Below are 16,916 nucleotides of genomic sequence, written 5' to 3' on the forward strand. Positions count from 1 at the left end.
GTCATGCCAGCCCCCCGCCGCATGTGGACAATAGGGCCATGCCCCTCATTCCCGACTTCATCGCTCCGACCCGCCACACCGACCCCGCCGAGGCCCTGGCCCAGGTGCAGCGCATCTACCAGCAGCAGATCGGCCACCTGCGCGAGGCCATGCACCAGTTCGTGTCCGGTGAGACGCCGGGGGGGCATGTGCGGGCCTTCTACCCCTTCGTGCGCATCCACACCGCCACGGTCGCGCGTGCCGATACCAAGCTGGCCTACGGCTTCGTGGAAGGCCCCGGCCGCTACGAGACCACGCTGACCCGCCCGGACCTGTTCGGCGACTACTACGCCGAGCAGTTCCGCCTGCTGCGCAAGAGCCACAACGTGGAACTGGAGGTGGGCACCAGCGCCCAGCCCATCCCGATCCACTTCTCGTTCGCCGAGCACGACCACATCGAGGGCACGCTGACACAGGAGCGCCGCATGCTGATGCGCGACGTGTTCGACCTGCCCGACCTGGCGGCCATGGACGACGGCATCGCCAATGGCACCTGGGCGCCGCGCGCGGGCGAGGCCCAGCCGCTGTCGCTGTTCACCGCGCCGCGCGTGGACTACTCGCTGCACCGCCTGCGCCACTACACGGGCACGGCACCCGAGTGGTTCCAAAACTTCGTGCTGTTCACCAACTACCAGTTCTACATCGACGAGTTCGTGCGCCTGGGCCATGCCGAGATGGCCAAGCCCGACAGCGAGTACGCGGCCTTCATCGAACCCGGCAACGTGATCACGCGCCGCACCGGCCTGCCGGCCGCCGAGGCCGACGCCCTGGGCGTGGCCCCGCCGCGCCTGCCGCAGATGCCCGCCTACCACCTGGTGCGCAAGGACCGCAGTGGCATCACCATGGTCAACATCGGCGTGGGCCCGGCCAATGCCAAGACCATCACCGACCACATCGCCGTGCTGCGCCCGCACGCCTGGATGATGCTGGGCCACTGCGCGGGCCTGCGCAACAGCCAGCAGCTGGGCGACTACGTGCTGGCGCATGCCTACGTGCGCGAGGACCATGTGCTCGACGAGGAACTGCCGCTGTGGGTCCCCATCCCGGCGCTGGCCGAGATCCAGGTGGCGCTGGAGCAGGCCGTGGCCGACGTCACGCAGATCGCCGAGGCCGACCTCAAGCGCATCATGCGCACCGGCACGGTGGCCAGCACCGACAACCGCAACTGGGAGCTTCTGCCCGACAACATGCCCCAGCGCCGCTTCAGCCAGAGCCGCGCCGTGGCGCTGGACATGGAAAGCGCCACCATCGCGGCCAACGGCTTTCGCTTCCGCGTGCCCTACGGCACCCTGCTGTGCGTGAGCGACAAGCCGCTGCACGGCGAGATCAAGCTGCCCGGCATGGCCAACCACTTCTACCGCGAGCGGGTGGACCAGCATCTGCGCATCGGCATGCGCGCCATCGAGATCCTGCGCGAAGGCGGCATCCACCGCCTGCACAGCCGCAAGCTGCGCAGCTTTGCCGAGGTGGCGTTCCAGTAAATCTCCCCTGCCGCAGGGCGGCACCCCCATGCCACTGGACTTTCTGACACTGATGGCGGTGATGGCCGCCAACCTGTTCATGATCTCGGCCACCCTGCCGCTGATCATGGGCCCCGGGGTGAGCCCCGCGGCCCGCCATGTGCAGGCCAGCATGCTGCTGCAGGCCACGGCCTGGGCCGCCATCATCGCAGCGGGATCGTGGTGGGACCAGGCCCTGTCCACCGTGTCGGTGGCCTGCAACGCGCTGGCGCAGTGGATGCTGTACCGCGCCCTGCGCGAGTGGCTGGGCGAGCGCCCCTTGAAGTCCTTGCTGCTGGTGCTGGTGGTGATCACCCCGCTGGGCTATGCGCTCGCGTTTGAAAACTATGCCTGGCGCGTGGGCTGGGCCAACCTGCTGATGGCGGCCATCCTGCTCATCGTGGCGCGCGCCACGCTCTACCCGGCGCACTATGCCGACCCGCGCTGGCGGCGCCTGCTGATGGCCTGCCTGGTCACCTCTGCAGCCTTCACGCTGGCGCGCGGCCTGCTGGGCGCCTTCACGGACCAGTACCCGAGCTTTCGCACCCCGCACCCCGTGAACCTGGCCGCCGCCGTGGCCACCAATGTGAGCCTGGTGCTGGGCACCGTGGCGGTGCTGGTGGCCTGGCGCTCCGAGGCCGAGCAGAAGCTGCGCGCGCTGGCCATGACCGATGGGCTCACCGGCGTGCTCAACCGGCGCGGCTTCACCAAGCAGGCCGAGAACATGCTTTCCCACGCCTGGCGCCACCACCTGCCGCTGACGGCGCTGGTGCTGGACCTGGACTACTTCAAGCAGATCAACGACACCCACGGCCATGAGACCGGCGACCGCGCCCTGAAACTCTTCGCCCGCCTGCTGGAGGAAACCTGCCGCACCGGTGACCTCGTCGGGCGCCTGGGGGGCGAGGAATTCGGCGTGCTGCTGCTGCACAACAGCGCGCCCGCGGGCATCGCCTTCGACCGCCGCCTGCGCACACGGCTGCAGGATTCCAGTGCCGCCGAACTGGGCTTCACGCTCGACTACAGTGCCGGCATGGCCGTGCTGCTGCCCGCCGAAACCCGCTTGCCCGACCTGATGGCGCGGGCCGATGCCGCGCTCTACCTGGCCAAGGCCCAGGGCCGCGGTCGCATGGTCGAGGCATGAGCGCACCCTGGATTCCGGTATCGCACACAATCGGTGCATGACGGATCTATTCGAAGTGCGCGATCTGCGCAAAAGCTATGGCGAGACCACGGTGGTCAACGACGTCTCGTTCGCGATCGCCCCCGGCGAATGCCTGGGCGTGATCGGCCCCAACGGGGCGGGCAAGACCACCACCATCCGCATGTGCCTGGGCCTGACCAACCCCGACAGCGGCAGCGTGCGCTTCTTCCCCACCACAGGCGCGGCCCCCCTGCACATGCCGCACGATGCCCTGGCCATCAAGGCGCAGATCGGGGTCGTGACGCAGTTCGACACGCTGGACCCGGATTTCACCTGCTACGAGAACCTGCGCGTGTTCGGCCGCTACTTCGGCATCAAGGGCCCGGCCATGGACGAGCGCGTGCCCCGGCTGCTGGAGTTCGCCGCCCTCACGCACAAGGCCAACGCCAAGCCGGGTGAATTGTCGGGCGGCATGAAGCGGCGCCTGAGTCTGGCGCGCGCCCTGGTCAACGACCCGCGCCTCTTGCTTCTGGACGAACCGACCACGGGCCTCGATCCCCAGGCCCGCCACCTGATGTGGGAACGCCTGCAACTGCTGCTGCAGCAGGGCAAGTCCATCCTGCTGACCACCCACTTCATGGACGAGGCCGAACGCCTGTGCTCGCGCCTGCTGGTGCTCGACCACGGCAGGAAGATCGCCGAAGGCCGCCCACGTGAACTCATCGCCCAGCACCTGGAGCCCGACGTGGTGGAGGTTTTCGGGGTGGGCGCGGTGGCCCTGGCCGAGGACGCCACGTTGCGCACCCTGGCGGCGCGCGTGGAGGTCAGCGGCGAAACCGTGTTCTTCTACACCCAGAATGCCCAGCCGCTGCTGCACGCGCTGGGCGCGCACCCGCACCTGCGCACCCTGCACCGGCCGGCGAACCTGGAAGACCTGTTCCTCAAGCTCACAGGGCGCCAGATCCGCGAGGACGGTTGAGCTAGTTTTCCCCGTTGCATGAGGTGCTGCACATCGGAGAAAACTGGCGCGGCTAAGGCCAGTGCCCCCGTGCAAGGGCCGCCCCGCTGCACCGGGGGCGTCCCCCTCCCGCATTGCGCAGCAATGCGAGAGAGGGGTGAAGGCGCGAAGCCACTCAGGGGGTGTTCACTTTCCGTGGCTTGACCTTGCTGGCGGCGAGCTTGGCGTTGTCGCGCGCGGTGTGCACATCGGCCGCACGTGCCAGGGCCACGCCCATGCGGCGCTTGGTGAAGCTCTCGGGCTTGCCGAAGAGGCGCAGGTCGGTGTCCGGCACACGCAGGGCGTCCTCCACGCCATCGAAGACGATGCCCACCGCGTCCACACCGCCATAGATCACGGCACTGGCGCCGGGGTTGCGCAGGCTGGTGTCCACCGGCAGGCCCAGGATGGCGCGGGCGTGCAGTTCGAACTCGCTCTGGTTCTGGGTGCACAGGGTCACCAGGCCGGTATCGTGCGGGCGTGGGCTCACTTCGCTGAACCAGACGTCCTGGCCCTTGACGAACAATTCCACCCCGAACAGGCCCTGGCCGCCCAGGTTGTCGGTCACGGCCTTGGCGATCTGGCGCGACTTTTCGAGCGCCGCCGGGTGCATGGGGTGGGGCTGCCAGCTTTCGACATAGTCACCGCTCACCTGCACGTGGCCGATGGGGTCGCAGAAGTGGGTCTCGATCTGGCCGTCGGCGCCCACGGCACGCACGGTGAGCTGGGTGATTTCGTAGTCGAAGTCGATGAAGCCCTCGACGATCACGCGGCCATGGCTCACGCGGCCACCGGCCATGGCGTAGTCCCAGGCGGTCTTCACGTCGTCCGGGCCGTCGATCTTGCTCTGGCCCTTGCCCGAGCTGCTCATCACCGGCTTGACGATGCAGGGGTAGCCGATGCCGGCGTCGATGGCAACCTGCAGCTCTTCGAGCGAGTTGCAGAATTGGTAAGGGCTGGTGGGCAGGGCCAGGGTTTCGGCGGCCAGCACGCGGATGCCTTCGCGGTCCATGGTCAGGCGCGCGGCGCGGGCGGTGGGGATCACGCGCACGGTGCCGGCGGCTTCCAGCTCTTCGAGCATGGGGGTGGCGATGGCTTCGATCTCGGGCACCACCAGGTGGGGGCGCTCGGCCTCGATCAGCGCCTTGAGCTGGGCCGGGTCGCTCATGGTGATGGTGCGGCGGTGGTGGGCCACCTGCTGGCCCGGGGCGTTGTCGTAACGGTCGACCGCGATGGTCTCCACGCCCAGGCGCTGCAGCGCGATCAGCACCTCCTTGCCGAGCTCGCCCGAGCCCAGCAGCATGACTTTGGTGGCATGGGGGGACAGGGGGGTTCCGAAGGTGGTCATGGCGGTGCTTTCGACAGAAGGTAGAAGGGGATGGGGCGATGCGGGCCGGCCCGTGGGTGCCAACTTTAATGCACCCGGAGGCGGCCCGCGTGGCGCAGAACTTGCAATACCGGGGACATGACCGTCCCGCCCTCCCCCGGCAACCCGCGCAGCCAGCCCGACTGGCACGCGCAGGAGCTGCTGCTGATGCGCGAGGTGATGCGCCTGATCGGCCGCAGCCTGGCACCCGGGCTGGTGCTGCGCGAAATGCTGCACCTGATGAGCGAGCTGCTGGGCCTGAACCGCGGGCGCATCGTGCTGGTGGACGCCACCGGGGCCGGCGCGCCGCGCACGGCATCCATCCAGCATGCCTACGGCCTGACCCAGGCCGAGGTGCAGCGCGGGCGCTATGCCTGGGGCGAAGGCATCACCGGGCGGGTACTGGCCTCGGGCCAGCCGGCCATCGTGCAGGACATCGATGCCGAGCCCCTGTTCCTGGCCCGCGCCGTGGAACGCAGCCAACTGCCGCCCGAGACAGTCGCCTTCATCGCCCTGCCCATCGAGCTCCACCATGCGCCGATCGGCGTGCTGGCCTGCCACCGCATCCGCAGCCGCCAGCGCCACCTCAACGACGACCTGGCCGTGCTGCGCGTGCTGGCCACGCTGGTAGGGCAGCTGCTGCAGCTCGAAGCCCTGGTGGCCGAGCAGACGCGCCAGCTGGAGGCGCGCAATGCCGTGCTGGCCAACGCGCTCAACACCAAGAGCGCACGCTACGGCCTGATCGGCAATTCGCCCTCGTTGCTGCAGGCGCTGGGCGAACTCGAACGCGTCTCCCAGACCCAGGCCACGGTGCTGCTGCTGGGCGAGTCGGGCACGGGCAAGGAGCTGTTCGCGCGCGCCGTGCACCTGGCCAGCGGCCGGCGCGACCGGCCCTTCATCAAGGTCAACTGTTCGGCCATACCGAATGCGCTGTTCGAATCCGAACTGTTCGGCTACGAGCGCGGCGCCTTCACCGGTGCCAGCACGGCGCGCGCAGGCTGGTTCGAGCAGGCCGACAGCGGCACCATCTTCCTCGACGAGATCGGCGAGCTGCCGCTGGCCATGCAGTCCAAGCTGCTGCGCACCCTGCAGGAGGGCACGCTGGTGCGCCTGGGCGGGCAACGCGAGGTGAAAGTCAACGTGCGCCTGGTGGCGGCCACCAACCGCGACCTGGCGCGCGAGGTGGAGGCCGGGCAGTTCCGCCAGGACCTGTACTACCGGCTCAACGTGATCCCGATCCGCCTGCCCTCGCTGGCCGAGCGGCGCGAGGACGTGCGCGCGCTGGCGCTGCACTTCGTGAGCCGCGCCAACCAGGCCCACCAGCGCAACGTCAACCTGGCGGTGGACGCCCTGGCGCGGCTGGAGGCCCAGCCCTGGCCCGGCAACATCCGCGAGCTGGGCAACGTGATCGAGCGGCTGGTGCTGCTGGCCGAAGGCACGCTGGTGACCGGCGCGGAGCTGGACCGCTTCCTGCCCGGCACCACTGTGACAGCAGCCATGCCCGCGCCAGCGGCGCCGCCACACCCGCCCGGCGAGCCCCCCCTGGTGCGCGACTACGTCCCGGCCCGTTCCCACACCGCACAGGCCTTGCAGGCCGCCCTGGCCGAGCACCACGGTAACCAGTCGCGCGCCGCCCAGGGCCTGGGGCTCACCCTGCGCCAGTTCAGCTACCGGCTGCGCAAGGCCGGCCTGCGCTGAGCCTGCGGCGGCCCCGCACTGTGTCGACAATTTGTCGACACAGTGTTCAAAGGGAGTGAAACATCCTGGGTTGTAGGACCCCGAGGATCGGCATTTTGCTATCTATTGAATAGCATCAAAACAAGCATTCAAAGTCTTCCTGGAAGATCGTCACGCCAATCGGGGCTGCTGGCACGGCTGTTGCGGTAAGGGAGGCAGGCCATCCTGCCCACCACCGCCTCGAAAGGTTTCCCATGAGCACCGATTCCGACGCCGTCCTGATCTCGCCCACCCAGCTGCAGGCCCTGCAGGCCGCAGAGCCTGTCGTGCTGATCGACACCCGTGACGCCGACACCTATGCCCTGGGCCACATCCCGGGCGCGGTGAACCTGCGCGAGACCTTCACCTTTCTGGCCACGTCCAGCCCCGAAGGGCTGCAGGAGCTCAAGGACACCTTTGCCGCGCACCTGGGGGCCATCGGCCTGTCGGGCGCCGAGACGGCCGTGTTCTACGAAGACGCACTCAACAGCGGCTACGGCCAGTCCTGCCGGGGCTACTACCTGCTGACCTGGCTCGGCTACCCCAAGGTCAAGGTGCTGAACGGCGGCTATTCGGCCTGGAAGGCGGCCGAGCTGCCCGTCTCCACCGAGGCCGTGGTGCCCGCGCCCGCCATCTTCCCGACCAGCCTGGCCACGGCCGACGTGATGCTGACCAAGGACGACGTGGCCGATGCCCTGGGCACGGACACCGTGCTGCTGGATGTGCGCGACGTGGACGAGTGGATCGGCGAGAGCTCCAGCCCCTACGGCCGCGACTTCGCGCCGCGCAAGGGACGCCTGCCGGGCGCCAAGTGGGTGGAGTGGTACCGCTTCATGAAGCCCTCGCCCCAGGGCCCGGTCTTCAAGTCGCCCGACGAGGTGCGCGCCGAATGCGCCACCGCTGGCATCGCGCCGAGCGACACGGTGTACCTCTACTGCTTCAAGGGCGCACGCGCGTCCAACACCTTCCTGGCGCTCAAGCAGGCCGGCTTTGCCGATGTGCGCATGTACTTCGGCTCCTGGAACGAGTGGTCGCGCGACGACAAGCTGCCCATCGAGAGCGGCCTGCCCCTGCTGCGCACGGCCAGGAAGCCGGCCCTGGCCCTGGCGGCCTGACCACCGGCCGGTGCAGCTGCACCGGCTCTCCCCCCTTCGGTTCTTTCATTCATCACGCCTCCAAGGAAAACCATGTCCACCGACCTGCTGGAACCCACCCCCCCCGTCACCACCATCCACACCGCGCTGCGCCCCATCGACCGCGACGGCCTCATGGCCTTTGCCGAGAAGGGCCGCAACAACCCCGCCAGCCGTGGCACCAACAAGGTCCACACGGTGATGGAAGGCCAGTACCGCTCGCTGAGCACGGTGGGCAAGCACACGCCGGTGGTGGTGGACGAGCCGTTGCACCTGTTCGGCCAGGACACGGCACCCGCCCCTGGCGAGATCGTGCTCTCGGGCCTGGGCGGCTGCCTGGCCGTGGGCATCACCGCCGTGGCCACCTGGAAGCAGGTCAAGCTGAGCAAGATCGAGGTCTTCATGGAAGGCGACATCGGCAACCCCGCCGCCTGGGGCGCCGGCGGCGCACTGCAGAAGCTGCCGCCCGAGATGGGCTTCCAGGCCATCCGCGTCAAGGTGCTGATCGAAGGCGATGCGCCGCGCGAGGTGCTCGACGAGATCGTGCAGCACGCCAATTTCTACTCGCCCGTGGCCAACAGCATGCGCAACCCGATTCCCTTCGAAATCAGCCTGATGGACTGACCCCTCCCCCGCGTCGCCAAGGACACCGCCCCATGAAACCCGTCGACCTCCCTCCCCAACTCCATCTGGAAGGCGCCCTGCAGGGCGACGCCTTGATAGCCGCCGTACGCACCATCGCCCAGGGCCCGCTGGCCGCGCAGGCAGAGGCCATCGACCGCGTGGGCTACTACCCGCGCGCCGAGCTGCAGCAACTGGGTGCCGTGGGCGCCATGGGGGTGCACCTGGACAGCACGGCCGGCCCGGCGGACTATGGCCTGGCCATCCGCGCCATGGCCGAGGTCTCGCGCGTCTGCGGCGCCACCGGCTTCATGCTCTGGTGCCAGGCGGTGTGCGGGCTGTACCTGCAGCAGTCGGGCAACCCGGCCCTGGTGGGCGAGGTGCTGCAGCGCCATGCCAGCGGAGCGGGCCTGGGCGGCACGGCGCTCTCCAACCCCATGAAGAGCTACGCCCAGATCGAAAGCCTGCTGCTCAAGGCCACGCCGGTGGAAGGCGGCTACCTCGTGAACGGCACCCTGCCCTGGGTCAGCAACCTGGGGCCGGACCACTACTGCGGCGCCGTGGCGGCCGTCGTGCAACCCGAAGGCAACGCGCCGCGCGAGCTGATGTTCCTGCTGCGCTGCGATGCCCCGGGCGTGGAAATGCGCGAGTGCCCGAGCTTCTCGGGCATGGAGGGCACGGGTACCTATGCGCTTCGGCTCAAGGACCACTTCGTCGGGGCGGAGCACACCATCGCCGACCCGACACGCCCGTATATCGCGCGCATCCGCGCGGCCTTCGTCATGCTGCAATGCGGCATGGCCGTGGGCATCACCCAGGGCGCCATCGACTCGATGTGGGCGGTGGAGGCCCAGCTCGGCCACGTGAACCAGTTCCTCGAAGACCGGCCCGATGCGCTGCAGGCCGAGCTCGACGCGCTGACCGCACGCGTGATGCGCCTGGCCGAAACGCCCTTCGATACCCGCACCGAATTCTTCATCGACGTGCTGGACGCACGCGCCCATGGAGCCGAGCTGTGCCTGCGTGCCGCCCAGTCGGCCCTGATGCACCAGGGTGCGCGCGGCTACCTCATGAGCTCGGAGGTGCAGCGCCGGGTGCGCGAATCGCACTTCGTGGCCATCGTCACCCCGGCCATCAAGCACCTGCGCAAGGAGATCGCGCGCCTGTCGACCGAGGAGATGCCGGCATGAGTGCCGCCGCCATCACCCATTCCGCGCTGGCCGACGACCCCTGGCTGCAGTACATCTGCCACGCCTGCGGCTACATCTACGACGAGGAACAGGGCGACCCCGATGGCGGCCTGCCGCCCGGCACGCGCTTCGCCGGCATTCCCGACGACTGGGCCTGCCCGCTGTGCGGCGTAACCAAAGGCGACTTCGAGCCCTACCTGGCGCCCAGCATGGAGGCACTGAAAGCCCAGGCGCGCAGCGGCATGGCGGTTTCACCCACCGCTGCACGCCACGCCTGGCCCGGCGTGGTCATCGTCGGCGCCGGCCGTGCCGGCTGGCAGGTGGCCGAGGCGCTGCGGGCGCTGGACGCACAGCGCCCCATCACGTTGGTGACCGACTGCAGCGGCGACCTGTACGACAAGCCCCAGTTGTCCATCGCCATGGCCAGGCACCTGCCCGCCGAGCAACTGGTGCGTGAGACCGGCCCTGCCGCCGCGGCACGCCTTGGCGTGCGCCTGCTGGCGCACACGCATGCCGTACGCATCGATACATTCCCCACCACCGCCGGGGGTACGCTGCGCACCACGCGCGGCCCGCTGCGCTACAAGCACCTGGTGCTGGCCCATGGCGCACGCGCCGCCCTGCCCCCGGGGCTTCCGGCCGCGCTGTGCTGGCGCATCAACCACCTGCAGGCCTACCAGCGCCTGCGCGCGGCCCTGGGCCATACGCCGCGCCGCGTACTCATCGTGGGCGCCGGCCTCATCGGCTGCGAGCTGGCCAACGACCTGGCGCTGGGCGGCCACAGCATCACGCTGCTGGATACAGAAGCCCTGCCGCTGGCGCGCTGCGCGGGCGAGGCCCGAGCCAGCGAGCTGCTGGCGGCATGGGGCCCATTGGCCATCAGCTTTGTTGGCGGCGTGTGCGTGGCCTCGCTCGAGACCCTGGCGGTGCCCAGCCCCGACGGCGCCCTGCAACTGTCCACCACCGATGGCAGGCAATTCACGGCCGACCAAGTGATCGTGGCTGCCGGCTTGCAGACCCCGCCGCGCCTGGCGCACAGTGCCGGCCTGGACTGGGACAACGGCATTGCCGTGACGCCACGGCAGCTGCAGACCAGCGTGCCAGGAATCCACGCCCTGGGCGACTGCATCACCATCGGCGGGCAGGCCAGCCGCTTCATCGAGCCGATTGCGCGGCAGGCACGCACCATCGCGGCAGCGATTGTGGGGGTGGACGGCGTGCCGTACGAGACCCGGCAAGCGTCCATCCGGGTCAAGACCAGCTCCTGGCCCATGAGCCTTTGACCGGCAAATCCGGGCAGAGGAAAAGTTTTCAGAATTTTTTCGCTTCCGTGCATCCAAACGGCGTTCTCGCGGGTAGTACCTGCAGCAGCCCAATTTTTTGTGGCTGCTGCCCGTTCAACCCATTGGAAGAAGAGGAACGCCATGACGACCACCCAAGCAACGATCTCCCGCCTCATCCCCCTCGCCGGCGCCATTGCCGCCGCAGCCCTGCTGACGGCCTGCGGCTCGATGATGGGCTCCGGCAGCGGGCCCATGTTCTCGCAGGACAGCCTGCCCGACACCGTGAAGGTGCCCGGCGGCAACAAGGTCGCCATGGAAACCGTGGGCGTGGGTGAGATCACCTACGAATGCCGCGACAAGGCCAACGCCCCCGGCCAGACCGAATGGTTCTTCGTCGGCCCCAAGGCGGTGCTCAACGACCGCGGTGGCAAGCAGGTCGGCACCTACTACGGCCCGCCCGCGACCTGGGAGTCGAAGGATGGCTCCAAGCTGACCGCCACCCAGGTCGCCGTGGCCCCGGCCGGTGCCGGCAACATCCCCTACCAGCTGGTCAAGGCCAACCCGGCCATGGGATCGGGCGCCATGACGGGCGTGACCTACATCCAGCGCGTAGCCTTGAAGGGCGGTGCCGCCCCCGCGGCCGCCTGCAGCGCGGCCAACAAGGGCGAGCGCCAGATCGTGAAGTACCAGGCGGACTACATCTTCTGGAAGGCCGCGTAAGCGCCTCTCCCTGCAGCGTGATGAGCGCAATCCCTTGGACTCCTGGGGATTGCGCGTGGATGCATGGCCCGGTGGGCTAGGATGCATCCACGCCCTGGGTGCGCGCACTGCGCCGCACGCAGCCATTCGACGACCGTGCCGAGCCCTTCGCAACCCGTGCCTGAAACCCCTGGCGATTTTGACTACGAAGCGGCCCTGGCCGCCTGCGCCGCCGGCGACCGCCAGGCCATGCGCCGGCTGTACGAGCACGAAGGCCCGCGCATGCTGGGCGTGGCGCTGCGCATCGTGCGCCAGCGGGCCCTGGCCGAGGACATCGTGCACGACGCCTGCGTGAACATCTGGAGCCGGGCCACGGGCTACGACGCGGCGCGCGGCAGCGCGCGCGGCTGGATCTACAGCGTGGTGCGCCACCTGGCGCTCAACGCCGTGCGCAATGCGCGCCGCCACGTCGATATCGATGAAGAAACCACCCACACCCTGGAGGCCGACATGTCCGTGCAGGCCTTCCATGATGCCGCCAGCAGCTTCGAGCTGAACACCAGCCTGGGCCGCCTGCAGCACTGCCTGGAGGCGCTGGAGCCAGCGCGCCGCAACTGCGTGCTGCACGCCTACGTGGAAGGCTGCTCGCACGGCGAGATCGCAGAGCGCCTCGGCGCGCCGCTGGGCACCGTGAAGGCCTGGATCCGGCGCAGCCTGAGCTCGCTGCGGGAGTGCATGGCATGAGCACGCCCTTCCCCGCAGACCCGCACGGCGACCTACAGGTGCTGGCCGGCGAGTACGTGCTGGGCACGCTGCCGGCCGCCGAGCGCCTGGCCGTGTCACAGCGCCTGGCCACCGAACCTGCACTGCAGCAGGCGGTGAGCGACTGGGAGGAGCGGCTGCTGCCGCTGACCCAGCTGGCCGAGCCCGTGCCGCTGCCCATGCACCTGGCTGCGCGCATCGAGGCATCGCTGCAGGGCACGCGCCAGCAGGCCGGGGCGCCGACCGCGCCCGCGGCAATGCCCGCGCGCAGCAGCTCCGGGGGCTGGTGGAACCACCTGGGCCTGTGGCGCGCGCTCGCAGGCTCCGGATTCGCCATGGCGGCCGTGCTGGCCGCGGTGCTGGTCACGCGCACCGCACCGGTGGCAGCGCCACCGAAATTCATGGTGGTGCTGGTGGCGCCGCAGGACAAGGCGCCCGGCTGGGTGGTGCAGGCCAGCTCAACCCGGCAGATCAGCCTGATCCCGCTGGGCGTGGCCGAGGTGCCGGCCGACAAGGCGCTCGAGTTCTGGACCAAGGCCGACGACTGGAATGGACCCGTCTCGCTGGGCCTGGTCCAACCCGGCCAGCCGCTGCAGATTCAGCTCGACAAGCTGCCGCCGCTGCAGCCCAACCAGCTCTTCGAGCTGACCCTGGAGCCGCCCACGGGCTCGCCCATCGGCAAGCCCACGGGGCCCATCCAGTTCATCGGCCGGGCGGTCCAGGTGCTCTGACCCTGCCCCGCGCACTGCCGGGGCTCAGTACTGCTTGTAGGGCAGGAACTTGCCCGAGAGGACCACATTCACGCGGTCGCCCTTGGGGTCGGCCTGGCGCTGGATGTCCATGCTGAAGTCGATGGCGCTCATGATGCCGTCGCCGAACTCCTCGTGGATCAGTTCCTTGATGGTCGTGCCGTAGACGCTCACGATCTCGTACCAGCGGTAGATCAGCGGGTCGGTGGGCACGGGCGTGGGCAGCGAGCCCTTGTAGGGCACGACCTGCAGCCACTTCTGCTCTTCGGCCGTGAGGCTGAAGATCTTGCCCAGCACCTTCGCCTGCTCGGGCGATGCGGTCATCTGGCCCAGGCACAGGGCGGTGGTCCATTCCTTGGATTGACCGACCTTCTTGGCAATGGCATCCCATTGCAGTCCTTTCGAGACCTTGGTGCTGATGATCTTTTCGGTGACGTCGTTGCGGTTCATGTTGGCTCCTTTGGGTTGGGACGTTGGAACAGGGGCAGAAATCCAGGGCATGGCACTCCCCGGCCGCCCGTGCAGGCGGCCCGACAGGGCGGTCCCTGGCAGGGGATCAGTGGGCCTTGGCCCGGGTCACCAGGAAGTCCACGATGTGGTTGCGCAGCGCGTAGTAGCCATCCAGGTGGTGCAGGCTGCTGCGCGTGCGTTCGCGCGGCAGCGGGTTCACCACCACCTCGGCGATGCCGCCGGCGCGGTAGCCCGCGGGCGACTCGTTGCCGTTGCTCATGAGCAGGATGCGGTCGGCCAGCAGGATGGCCTCGTCCACGTCGTGGGTGATCATGAACACCGTCTGCTGCGTCTGGCGCACGATGGCCATCAGCTCGTCCTGGATGGTGCCGCGCGTGAGCGCGTCGAGCGCGCCGAAGGGCTCGTCGAGCAGCAGCATCTTGGGCTGGATGGAGAAGGCGCGCGCAATGCCCACGCGCTGCTTCATGCCGCCCGACAGCTGCGAGGGCTTCTTGTCGATGGCCGGCGACAGGCCCACCAGGGCAACGAACTTCTCCACATGCGCATCGACTTGGGGCCTCTTCCAGTCGGGCCAGCGCGACTTGACCGCGAAGGCGATGTTCTGGCGCACCGTGAGCCAGGGCATGAGCGCATGGCTCTGGAACACCACGCCCCGGTCCAGGCTGGGGCCGGCCACCTCGCGCCCGTCCATGATGACGGTGCCCGAGGTGGCCGTGTCCAGGCCCGCCAGCACGTTGAGGATGGTGGTCTTGCCGCAGCCCGAGTGGCCGATGATGCAGACGAACTCGCCCTTGTCGAGCGTGAACGACACGTCGGCGAACACCGGCTTGGCCGGCATGTAGGCCTTGCTCAGCCGGTCGATCTGGAGGAAGCCTTGGGTCACGGAAGAGGCCTTTCGTTGCGGTGCGTCAGGGGCGGATGCAGCGGGGCGCTGGGCGACATCACTCCACATAGGTCACCACCTTCTGCAACTGGCCGAAGGCCAGGTCCAGGAGCATGCCGACCACGCCGATTACCAGGATGGCGAAGATCACGTTGGTCAGCGACAGGTTGTTCCACTCGTTCCAGACGAAGTAGCCGATTCCTGTGCCGCCCACCAGCATCTCGGCGGCCACGATCACCAGCCAGGCGATGCCCATGCTGATGCGCATGCCCGTGAGGATGGTCGGCGCCGCGGCCGGCAGGATCACCAGGAAGGCCTTGCGCAGCGGGTTGACCTGCAGCGTGGCCGAGACGTTGAGCCATTCGCGCTTGACCGAGGCCACGCCGAAAGCCGTGTTCACCAGCATCGGCCAGACCGAGCAGATGAAGATCACGAAGATGCCCGAGATCGACGAGTCCTTGATGGTGTAGAGCGCCAGCGGCATCCACGCCAGCGGGCTGATGGGCTTGAGCACCTGGATGAACGGGTCGAAGGCGCGGCGCAGCAGCGGCGACATGCCGATGATGAAGCCCAGCGGTATCGCCACCAGGCAGGCCAGGCCGAAGCCCAGCGCCACGCGGCCCAGCGAATGCGCCAGCTGGATGGCGATGCCCTTGTCGTTGGGCCCGTTGTCGTAGAACGGGTTGGAGACATGGCCCCACACCGTGGCACCCATCTCGCCAAGCGAGGGAAAGCCGCTGCTCTTGGTGGCGGCGCCTGGGTCCTTGCCCATCATCCTGGCGTATTCGATCTGCTCCGCCGTCATGCCGGCCGTGCTGTTGGCCGGGCCAGACGAGGCCGTGGCCGCGTACCAGATGCCCAGCACCGCCAGGAAGATCAGCACGGACAGCAGGCCCGCGCGCAGGTTGAGACTCTTGGACGGGGACATCTCAGGCCACCTTGCGGATGGGGAAGCTTTTTGCGTACTCCGCCGCCTTGGCGGCATCGAACTCGCGGCCCATGATCCTGAACTTGGGGTACGCGCCCTCGGGCACCTTCTGGTCCAGCGCCTTCATCTGCTTCTTGGCGTCGGTGATCAGGAAGACCTTCTCGGCGATCTGCTTGTAGTCCACGTCGCCCTTGACGTAGCCCCAGCGCTGCATCTGCGTGAGCATCCACACGGCCATGCTCTGCCAGGGCATGGGGTCGAAGTCGGCGCGGTCGGGCACGTTCTGGATCTTGCCCAGGCCATCGGCGAACTTGCCGGTGAGCACCTGGGTCAGCACGGCCTCGGGCTGGTTCAGGTAGGCCTGGGGCGCGATCACCTTGGCGATGAGCTCGCGGTTGGCCGGATCGCGCGCCATGGCAGCCGAGGTGAGCACCGCGCGGTACAGCGCGGCGAAGGTGTTGGGGTTCTTCTGGATGAATTCGGTGCTGGTGCCGAAGGCGCAGCAGGGGTGGCCGTTCCACAGCTCCTTGGTGAGCAGGTGGATGAAGCCGACTTCCTCGAACACGGCGCGCTGGTTGAACGGATCGGGGCCCAGGAAGCCGTCGATGTTGCCGGCGCGCAGGTTGGCCACCATCTCGGCCGGCGGCACCACACGCAGCTGCACGTCGGTGTCGGGGTTGAGCCCCGCCTCGGCCAGGTAGTAGCGCAGCAGGAAGTTGTGCATGCTGTACTCGAAGGGGATGGCGAACTTGAAGCCTTTCCAGTTCTTCGGGTCGCGGTTGTCCTTGTGCTTCAGGCTGAGCGTGATGGCCTGGCCGTTCACATTCTGGATGGTGGCCACGTTCATCGGCGTGGCGTTGGACCCCAGGCCCATCGAGATCGCCAGCGGCATGGGCGACAGGAAGTGCGTGGCGTCGTACTCCTTGTTGATCATCTTGTCGCGGATCAGCGCCCAGCCCGCCGTCTTGGTGACCTCCACGTTCAGGCCCTGCTTGCTGTAGAAGCCCAGCGGGTGGGCCATGATCAGCGGCGTGGCGCAGGTGATCGGGATGAAGCCGATCTTGAGATTGGTCTTCTCCAGCGCGCCTTTCTCCTGCGCCATGGCCTGCATGCTGGCCACTGGCAGCACGCTGGCGATGGCCGCCATGGCCGTGCCCTTGCCCACGGCCTTGATGAAGCGCCGGCGCACCGCATCCTGCGGGAACAGCGCCTTGACCAGCGTCGCCTCGATGAACTCGTTGCTGTAGGCCTCGAACTCGCTGCTGAGGCTGCGCTGGCGCAAGGTGGCGGCTGCGGCATCGGCAGACACCTCGGCATGGTGGTCAGCGGCCGTATGGTCGCGGCCGCAGCTGCACTTGAGCATCAACGGGCGGTCGGCATCGAAAGGCGAGAAGAATTCGGACATGGCACACCTCGGAGAAGTTGATGCCAGCCGC

General features: G+C 68.5%; 16 protein-coding genes. 11 read left to right on the forward strand and 5 right to left on the reverse strand.

The features are described from left to right. Nucleotides 1-38 precede the first annotated feature (38 nt). From AC07PA_RS08170 to AC07PA_RS08180, 3 genes are read left to right on the forward strand one after another with little or no spacing between them, the layout of a single operon-like run. A complete protein-coding gene (locus AC07PA_RS08170) occupies nucleotides 39-1,520 on the forward strand; it encodes an AMP nucleosidase (RefSeq protein WP_145694797.1) in 1,482 nt (493 codons plus the stop codon). 28 nt (nucleotides 1,521-1,548) lie between these two features. Then, the gene (locus tag AC07PA_RS08175; protein ID WP_494608404.1) at nucleotides 1,549-2,682 is read left to right on the forward strand and encodes a GGDEF domain-containing protein; all 1,134 of its coding nucleotides are present in this window, start codon (nucleotides 1,549-1,551) and stop codon (nucleotides 2,680-2,682) included. A gap of 37 nt (nucleotides 2,683-2,719) precedes the next feature. Beyond that, nucleotides 2,720-3,661 (forward strand): ATP-binding cassette domain-containing protein, encoded by a 942-nt coding sequence (locus AC07PA_RS08180; RefSeq protein WP_494608405.1) that lies wholly within the window; start codon nucleotides 2,720-2,722, stop codon nucleotides 3,659-3,661. Between the two features lie 154 nt (nucleotides 3,662-3,815). Here AC07PA_RS08180 and purT read toward each other — a convergent pair whose 3' ends face one another. Beyond that, nucleotides 3,816-5,027, reverse strand: coding sequence for a formate-dependent phosphoribosylglycinamide formyltransferase (purT, locus tag AC07PA_RS08185; protein ID WP_007860978.1), 1,212 nt, complete (start codon nucleotides 5,025-5,027; stop codon nucleotides 3,816-3,818). Between the two features lie 117 nt (nucleotides 5,028-5,144). Between purT and AC07PA_RS08190 the strand changes: the two genes are divergently transcribed. From AC07PA_RS08190 to AC07PA_RS08225, 8 genes are all read left to right on the forward strand, one after another. Continuing rightward, nucleotides 5,145-6,743, forward strand: coding sequence for a sigma 54-interacting transcriptional regulator (locus AC07PA_RS08190; RefSeq protein ID WP_494608406.1), 1,599 nt, complete (start codon nucleotides 5,145-5,147; stop codon nucleotides 6,741-6,743). A gap of 233 nt (nucleotides 6,744-6,976) precedes the next feature. Beyond that, complete coding sequence (locus tag AC07PA_RS08195) at nucleotides 6,977-7,876, forward strand: sulfurtransferase (protein ID WP_145694800.1); 900 nt, start codon at nucleotides 6,977-6,979, stop codon at nucleotides 7,874-7,876. 72 nt (nucleotides 7,877-7,948) lie between these two features. Beyond that, on the forward strand, nucleotides 7,949-8,518 hold the full coding sequence (locus AC07PA_RS08200; RefSeq protein ID WP_007860992.1) for an OsmC family protein: 570 nt from the start codon (nucleotides 7,949-7,951) through the stop codon (nucleotides 8,516-8,518). 32 nt (nucleotides 8,519-8,550) lie between these two features. Next, the gene (locus AC07PA_RS08205; protein WP_494608407.1) at nucleotides 8,551-9,705 is read left to right on the forward strand and encodes an acyl-CoA dehydrogenase family protein; all 1,155 of its coding nucleotides are present in this window, start codon (nucleotides 8,551-8,553) and stop codon (nucleotides 9,703-9,705) included. Further along, nucleotides 9,702-10,988, forward strand: a complete 1,287-nt coding sequence (locus tag AC07PA_RS08210; protein WP_494608408.1) for an FAD-dependent oxidoreductase — start codon at nucleotides 9,702-9,704, stop codon at nucleotides 10,986-10,988. The genes AC07PA_RS08205 and AC07PA_RS08210 overlap by 4 nt, the downstream gene beginning before the upstream one ends. 141 nt (nucleotides 10,989-11,129) lie before the next feature. Further along, nucleotides 11,130-11,708, forward strand: coding sequence for a DUF3455 domain-containing protein (locus tag AC07PA_RS08215; protein ID WP_145694803.1), 579 nt, complete (start codon nucleotides 11,130-11,132; stop codon nucleotides 11,706-11,708). Nucleotides 11,709-11,864: 156 nt separating this feature from the next. Continuing rightward, nucleotides 11,865-12,431 carry a sigma-70 family RNA polymerase sigma factor gene (locus AC07PA_RS08220; RefSeq protein WP_007861000.1) on the forward strand — a complete coding sequence of 189 codons (567 nt, stop codon included), beginning with the start codon at nucleotides 11,865-11,867 and terminating at the stop codon, nucleotides 12,429-12,431. Continuing rightward, a complete protein-coding gene (locus tag AC07PA_RS08225; RefSeq protein WP_494608409.1) occupies nucleotides 12,428-13,180 on the forward strand; it encodes an anti-sigma factor in 753 nt (250 codons plus the stop codon). Before AC07PA_RS08220 ends, AC07PA_RS08225 begins: the two co-directional genes overlap by 4 nt. Before the next feature lie 24 nt (nucleotides 13,181-13,204). Here AC07PA_RS08225 and cynS read toward each other — a convergent pair whose 3' ends face one another. The 4 genes from cynS to AC07PA_RS08245 form a co-directional block, all read right to left on the reverse strand. Continuing rightward, the gene (gene cynS / locus AC07PA_RS08230) at nucleotides 13,205-13,648 is read right to left on the reverse strand and encodes a cyanase (RefSeq protein ID WP_007861003.1); all 444 of its coding nucleotides are present in this window, start codon (nucleotides 13,646-13,648) and stop codon (nucleotides 13,205-13,207) included. Between the two features lie 106 nt (nucleotides 13,649-13,754). Further along, on the reverse strand, nucleotides 13,755-14,621 hold the full coding sequence (locus tag AC07PA_RS08235; RefSeq protein WP_007861005.1) for an ABC transporter ATP-binding protein: 867 nt from the start codon (nucleotides 14,619-14,621) through the stop codon (nucleotides 13,755-13,757). Beyond that, nucleotides 14,611-15,480, reverse strand: coding sequence for a nitrate ABC transporter permease (ntrB, locus tag AC07PA_RS08240; protein WP_007861007.1), 870 nt, complete (start codon nucleotides 15,478-15,480; stop codon nucleotides 14,611-14,613). The genes AC07PA_RS08235 and ntrB overlap by 11 nt, the downstream gene beginning before the upstream one ends. 1 nt (nucleotide 15,481) lies before the next feature. After that, nucleotides 15,482-16,885, reverse strand: a complete 1,404-nt coding sequence (locus AC07PA_RS08245; RefSeq protein ID WP_494608410.1) for a CmpA/NrtA family ABC transporter substrate-binding protein — start codon at nucleotides 16,883-16,885, stop codon at nucleotides 15,482-15,484. Between the last annotated feature and the right edge of the window lie 31 nt (nucleotides 16,886-16,916).

It is taken from the genome of Acidovorax sp. GW821-FHT09B03 (genome assembly GCF_059418305.1).

Coding starts and splice junctions, on each gene's coding strand:
- AC07PA_RS08225 (WP_494608409.1), top strand. CDS start 12,428: ATGAGCACGCCCTTCCCCGCAGACCCGCACGGCGACCTACAGGTGCTG.
- cynS (WP_007861003.1), bottom strand. CDS start 13,648: ATGAACCGCAACGACGTCACCGAAAAGATCATCAGCACCAAGGTCTCG.
- AC07PA_RS08210 (WP_494608408.1), top strand. CDS start 9,702: ATGAGTGCCGCCGCCATCACCCATTCCGCGCTGGCCGACGACCCCTGG.
- AC07PA_RS08245 (WP_494608410.1), bottom strand. CDS start 16,885: ATGTCCGAATTCTTCTCGCCTTTCGATGCCGACCGCCCGTTGATGCTC.
- AC07PA_RS08180 (WP_494608405.1), top strand. CDS start 2,720: ATGACGGATCTATTCGAAGTGCGCGATCTGCGCAAAAGCTATGGCGAG.
- AC07PA_RS08190 (WP_494608406.1), top strand. CDS start 5,145: ATGACCGTCCCGCCCTCCCCCGGCAACCCGCGCAGCCAGCCCGACTGG.
- AC07PA_RS08170 (WP_145694797.1), top strand. CDS start 39: ATGCCCCTCATTCCCGACTTCATCGCTCCGACCCGCCACACCGACCCC.
- AC07PA_RS08195 (WP_145694800.1), top strand. CDS start 6,977: ATGAGCACCGATTCCGACGCCGTCCTGATCTCGCCCACCCAGCTGCAG.
- purT (WP_007860978.1), bottom strand. CDS start 5,027: ATGACCACCTTCGGAACCCCCCTGTCCCCCCATGCCACCAAAGTCATG.
- AC07PA_RS08200 (WP_007860992.1), top strand. CDS start 7,949: ATGTCCACCGACCTGCTGGAACCCACCCCCCCCGTCACCACCATCCAC.
- ntrB (WP_007861007.1), bottom strand. CDS start 15,480: ATGTCCCCGTCCAAGAGTCTCAACCTGCGCGCGGGCCTGCTGTCCGTG.
- AC07PA_RS08205 (WP_494608407.1), top strand. CDS start 8,551: ATGAAACCCGTCGACCTCCCTCCCCAACTCCATCTGGAAGGCGCCCTG.
- AC07PA_RS08215 (WP_145694803.1), top strand. CDS start 11,130: ATGACGACCACCCAAGCAACGATCTCCCGCCTCATCCCCCTCGCCGGC.
- AC07PA_RS08175 (WP_494608404.1), top strand. CDS start 1,549: ATGCCACTGGACTTTCTGACACTGATGGCGGTGATGGCCGCCAACCTG.
- AC07PA_RS08235 (WP_007861005.1), bottom strand. CDS start 14,621: ATGTGGAGTGATGTCGCCCAGCGCCCCGCTGCATCCGCCCCTGACGCA.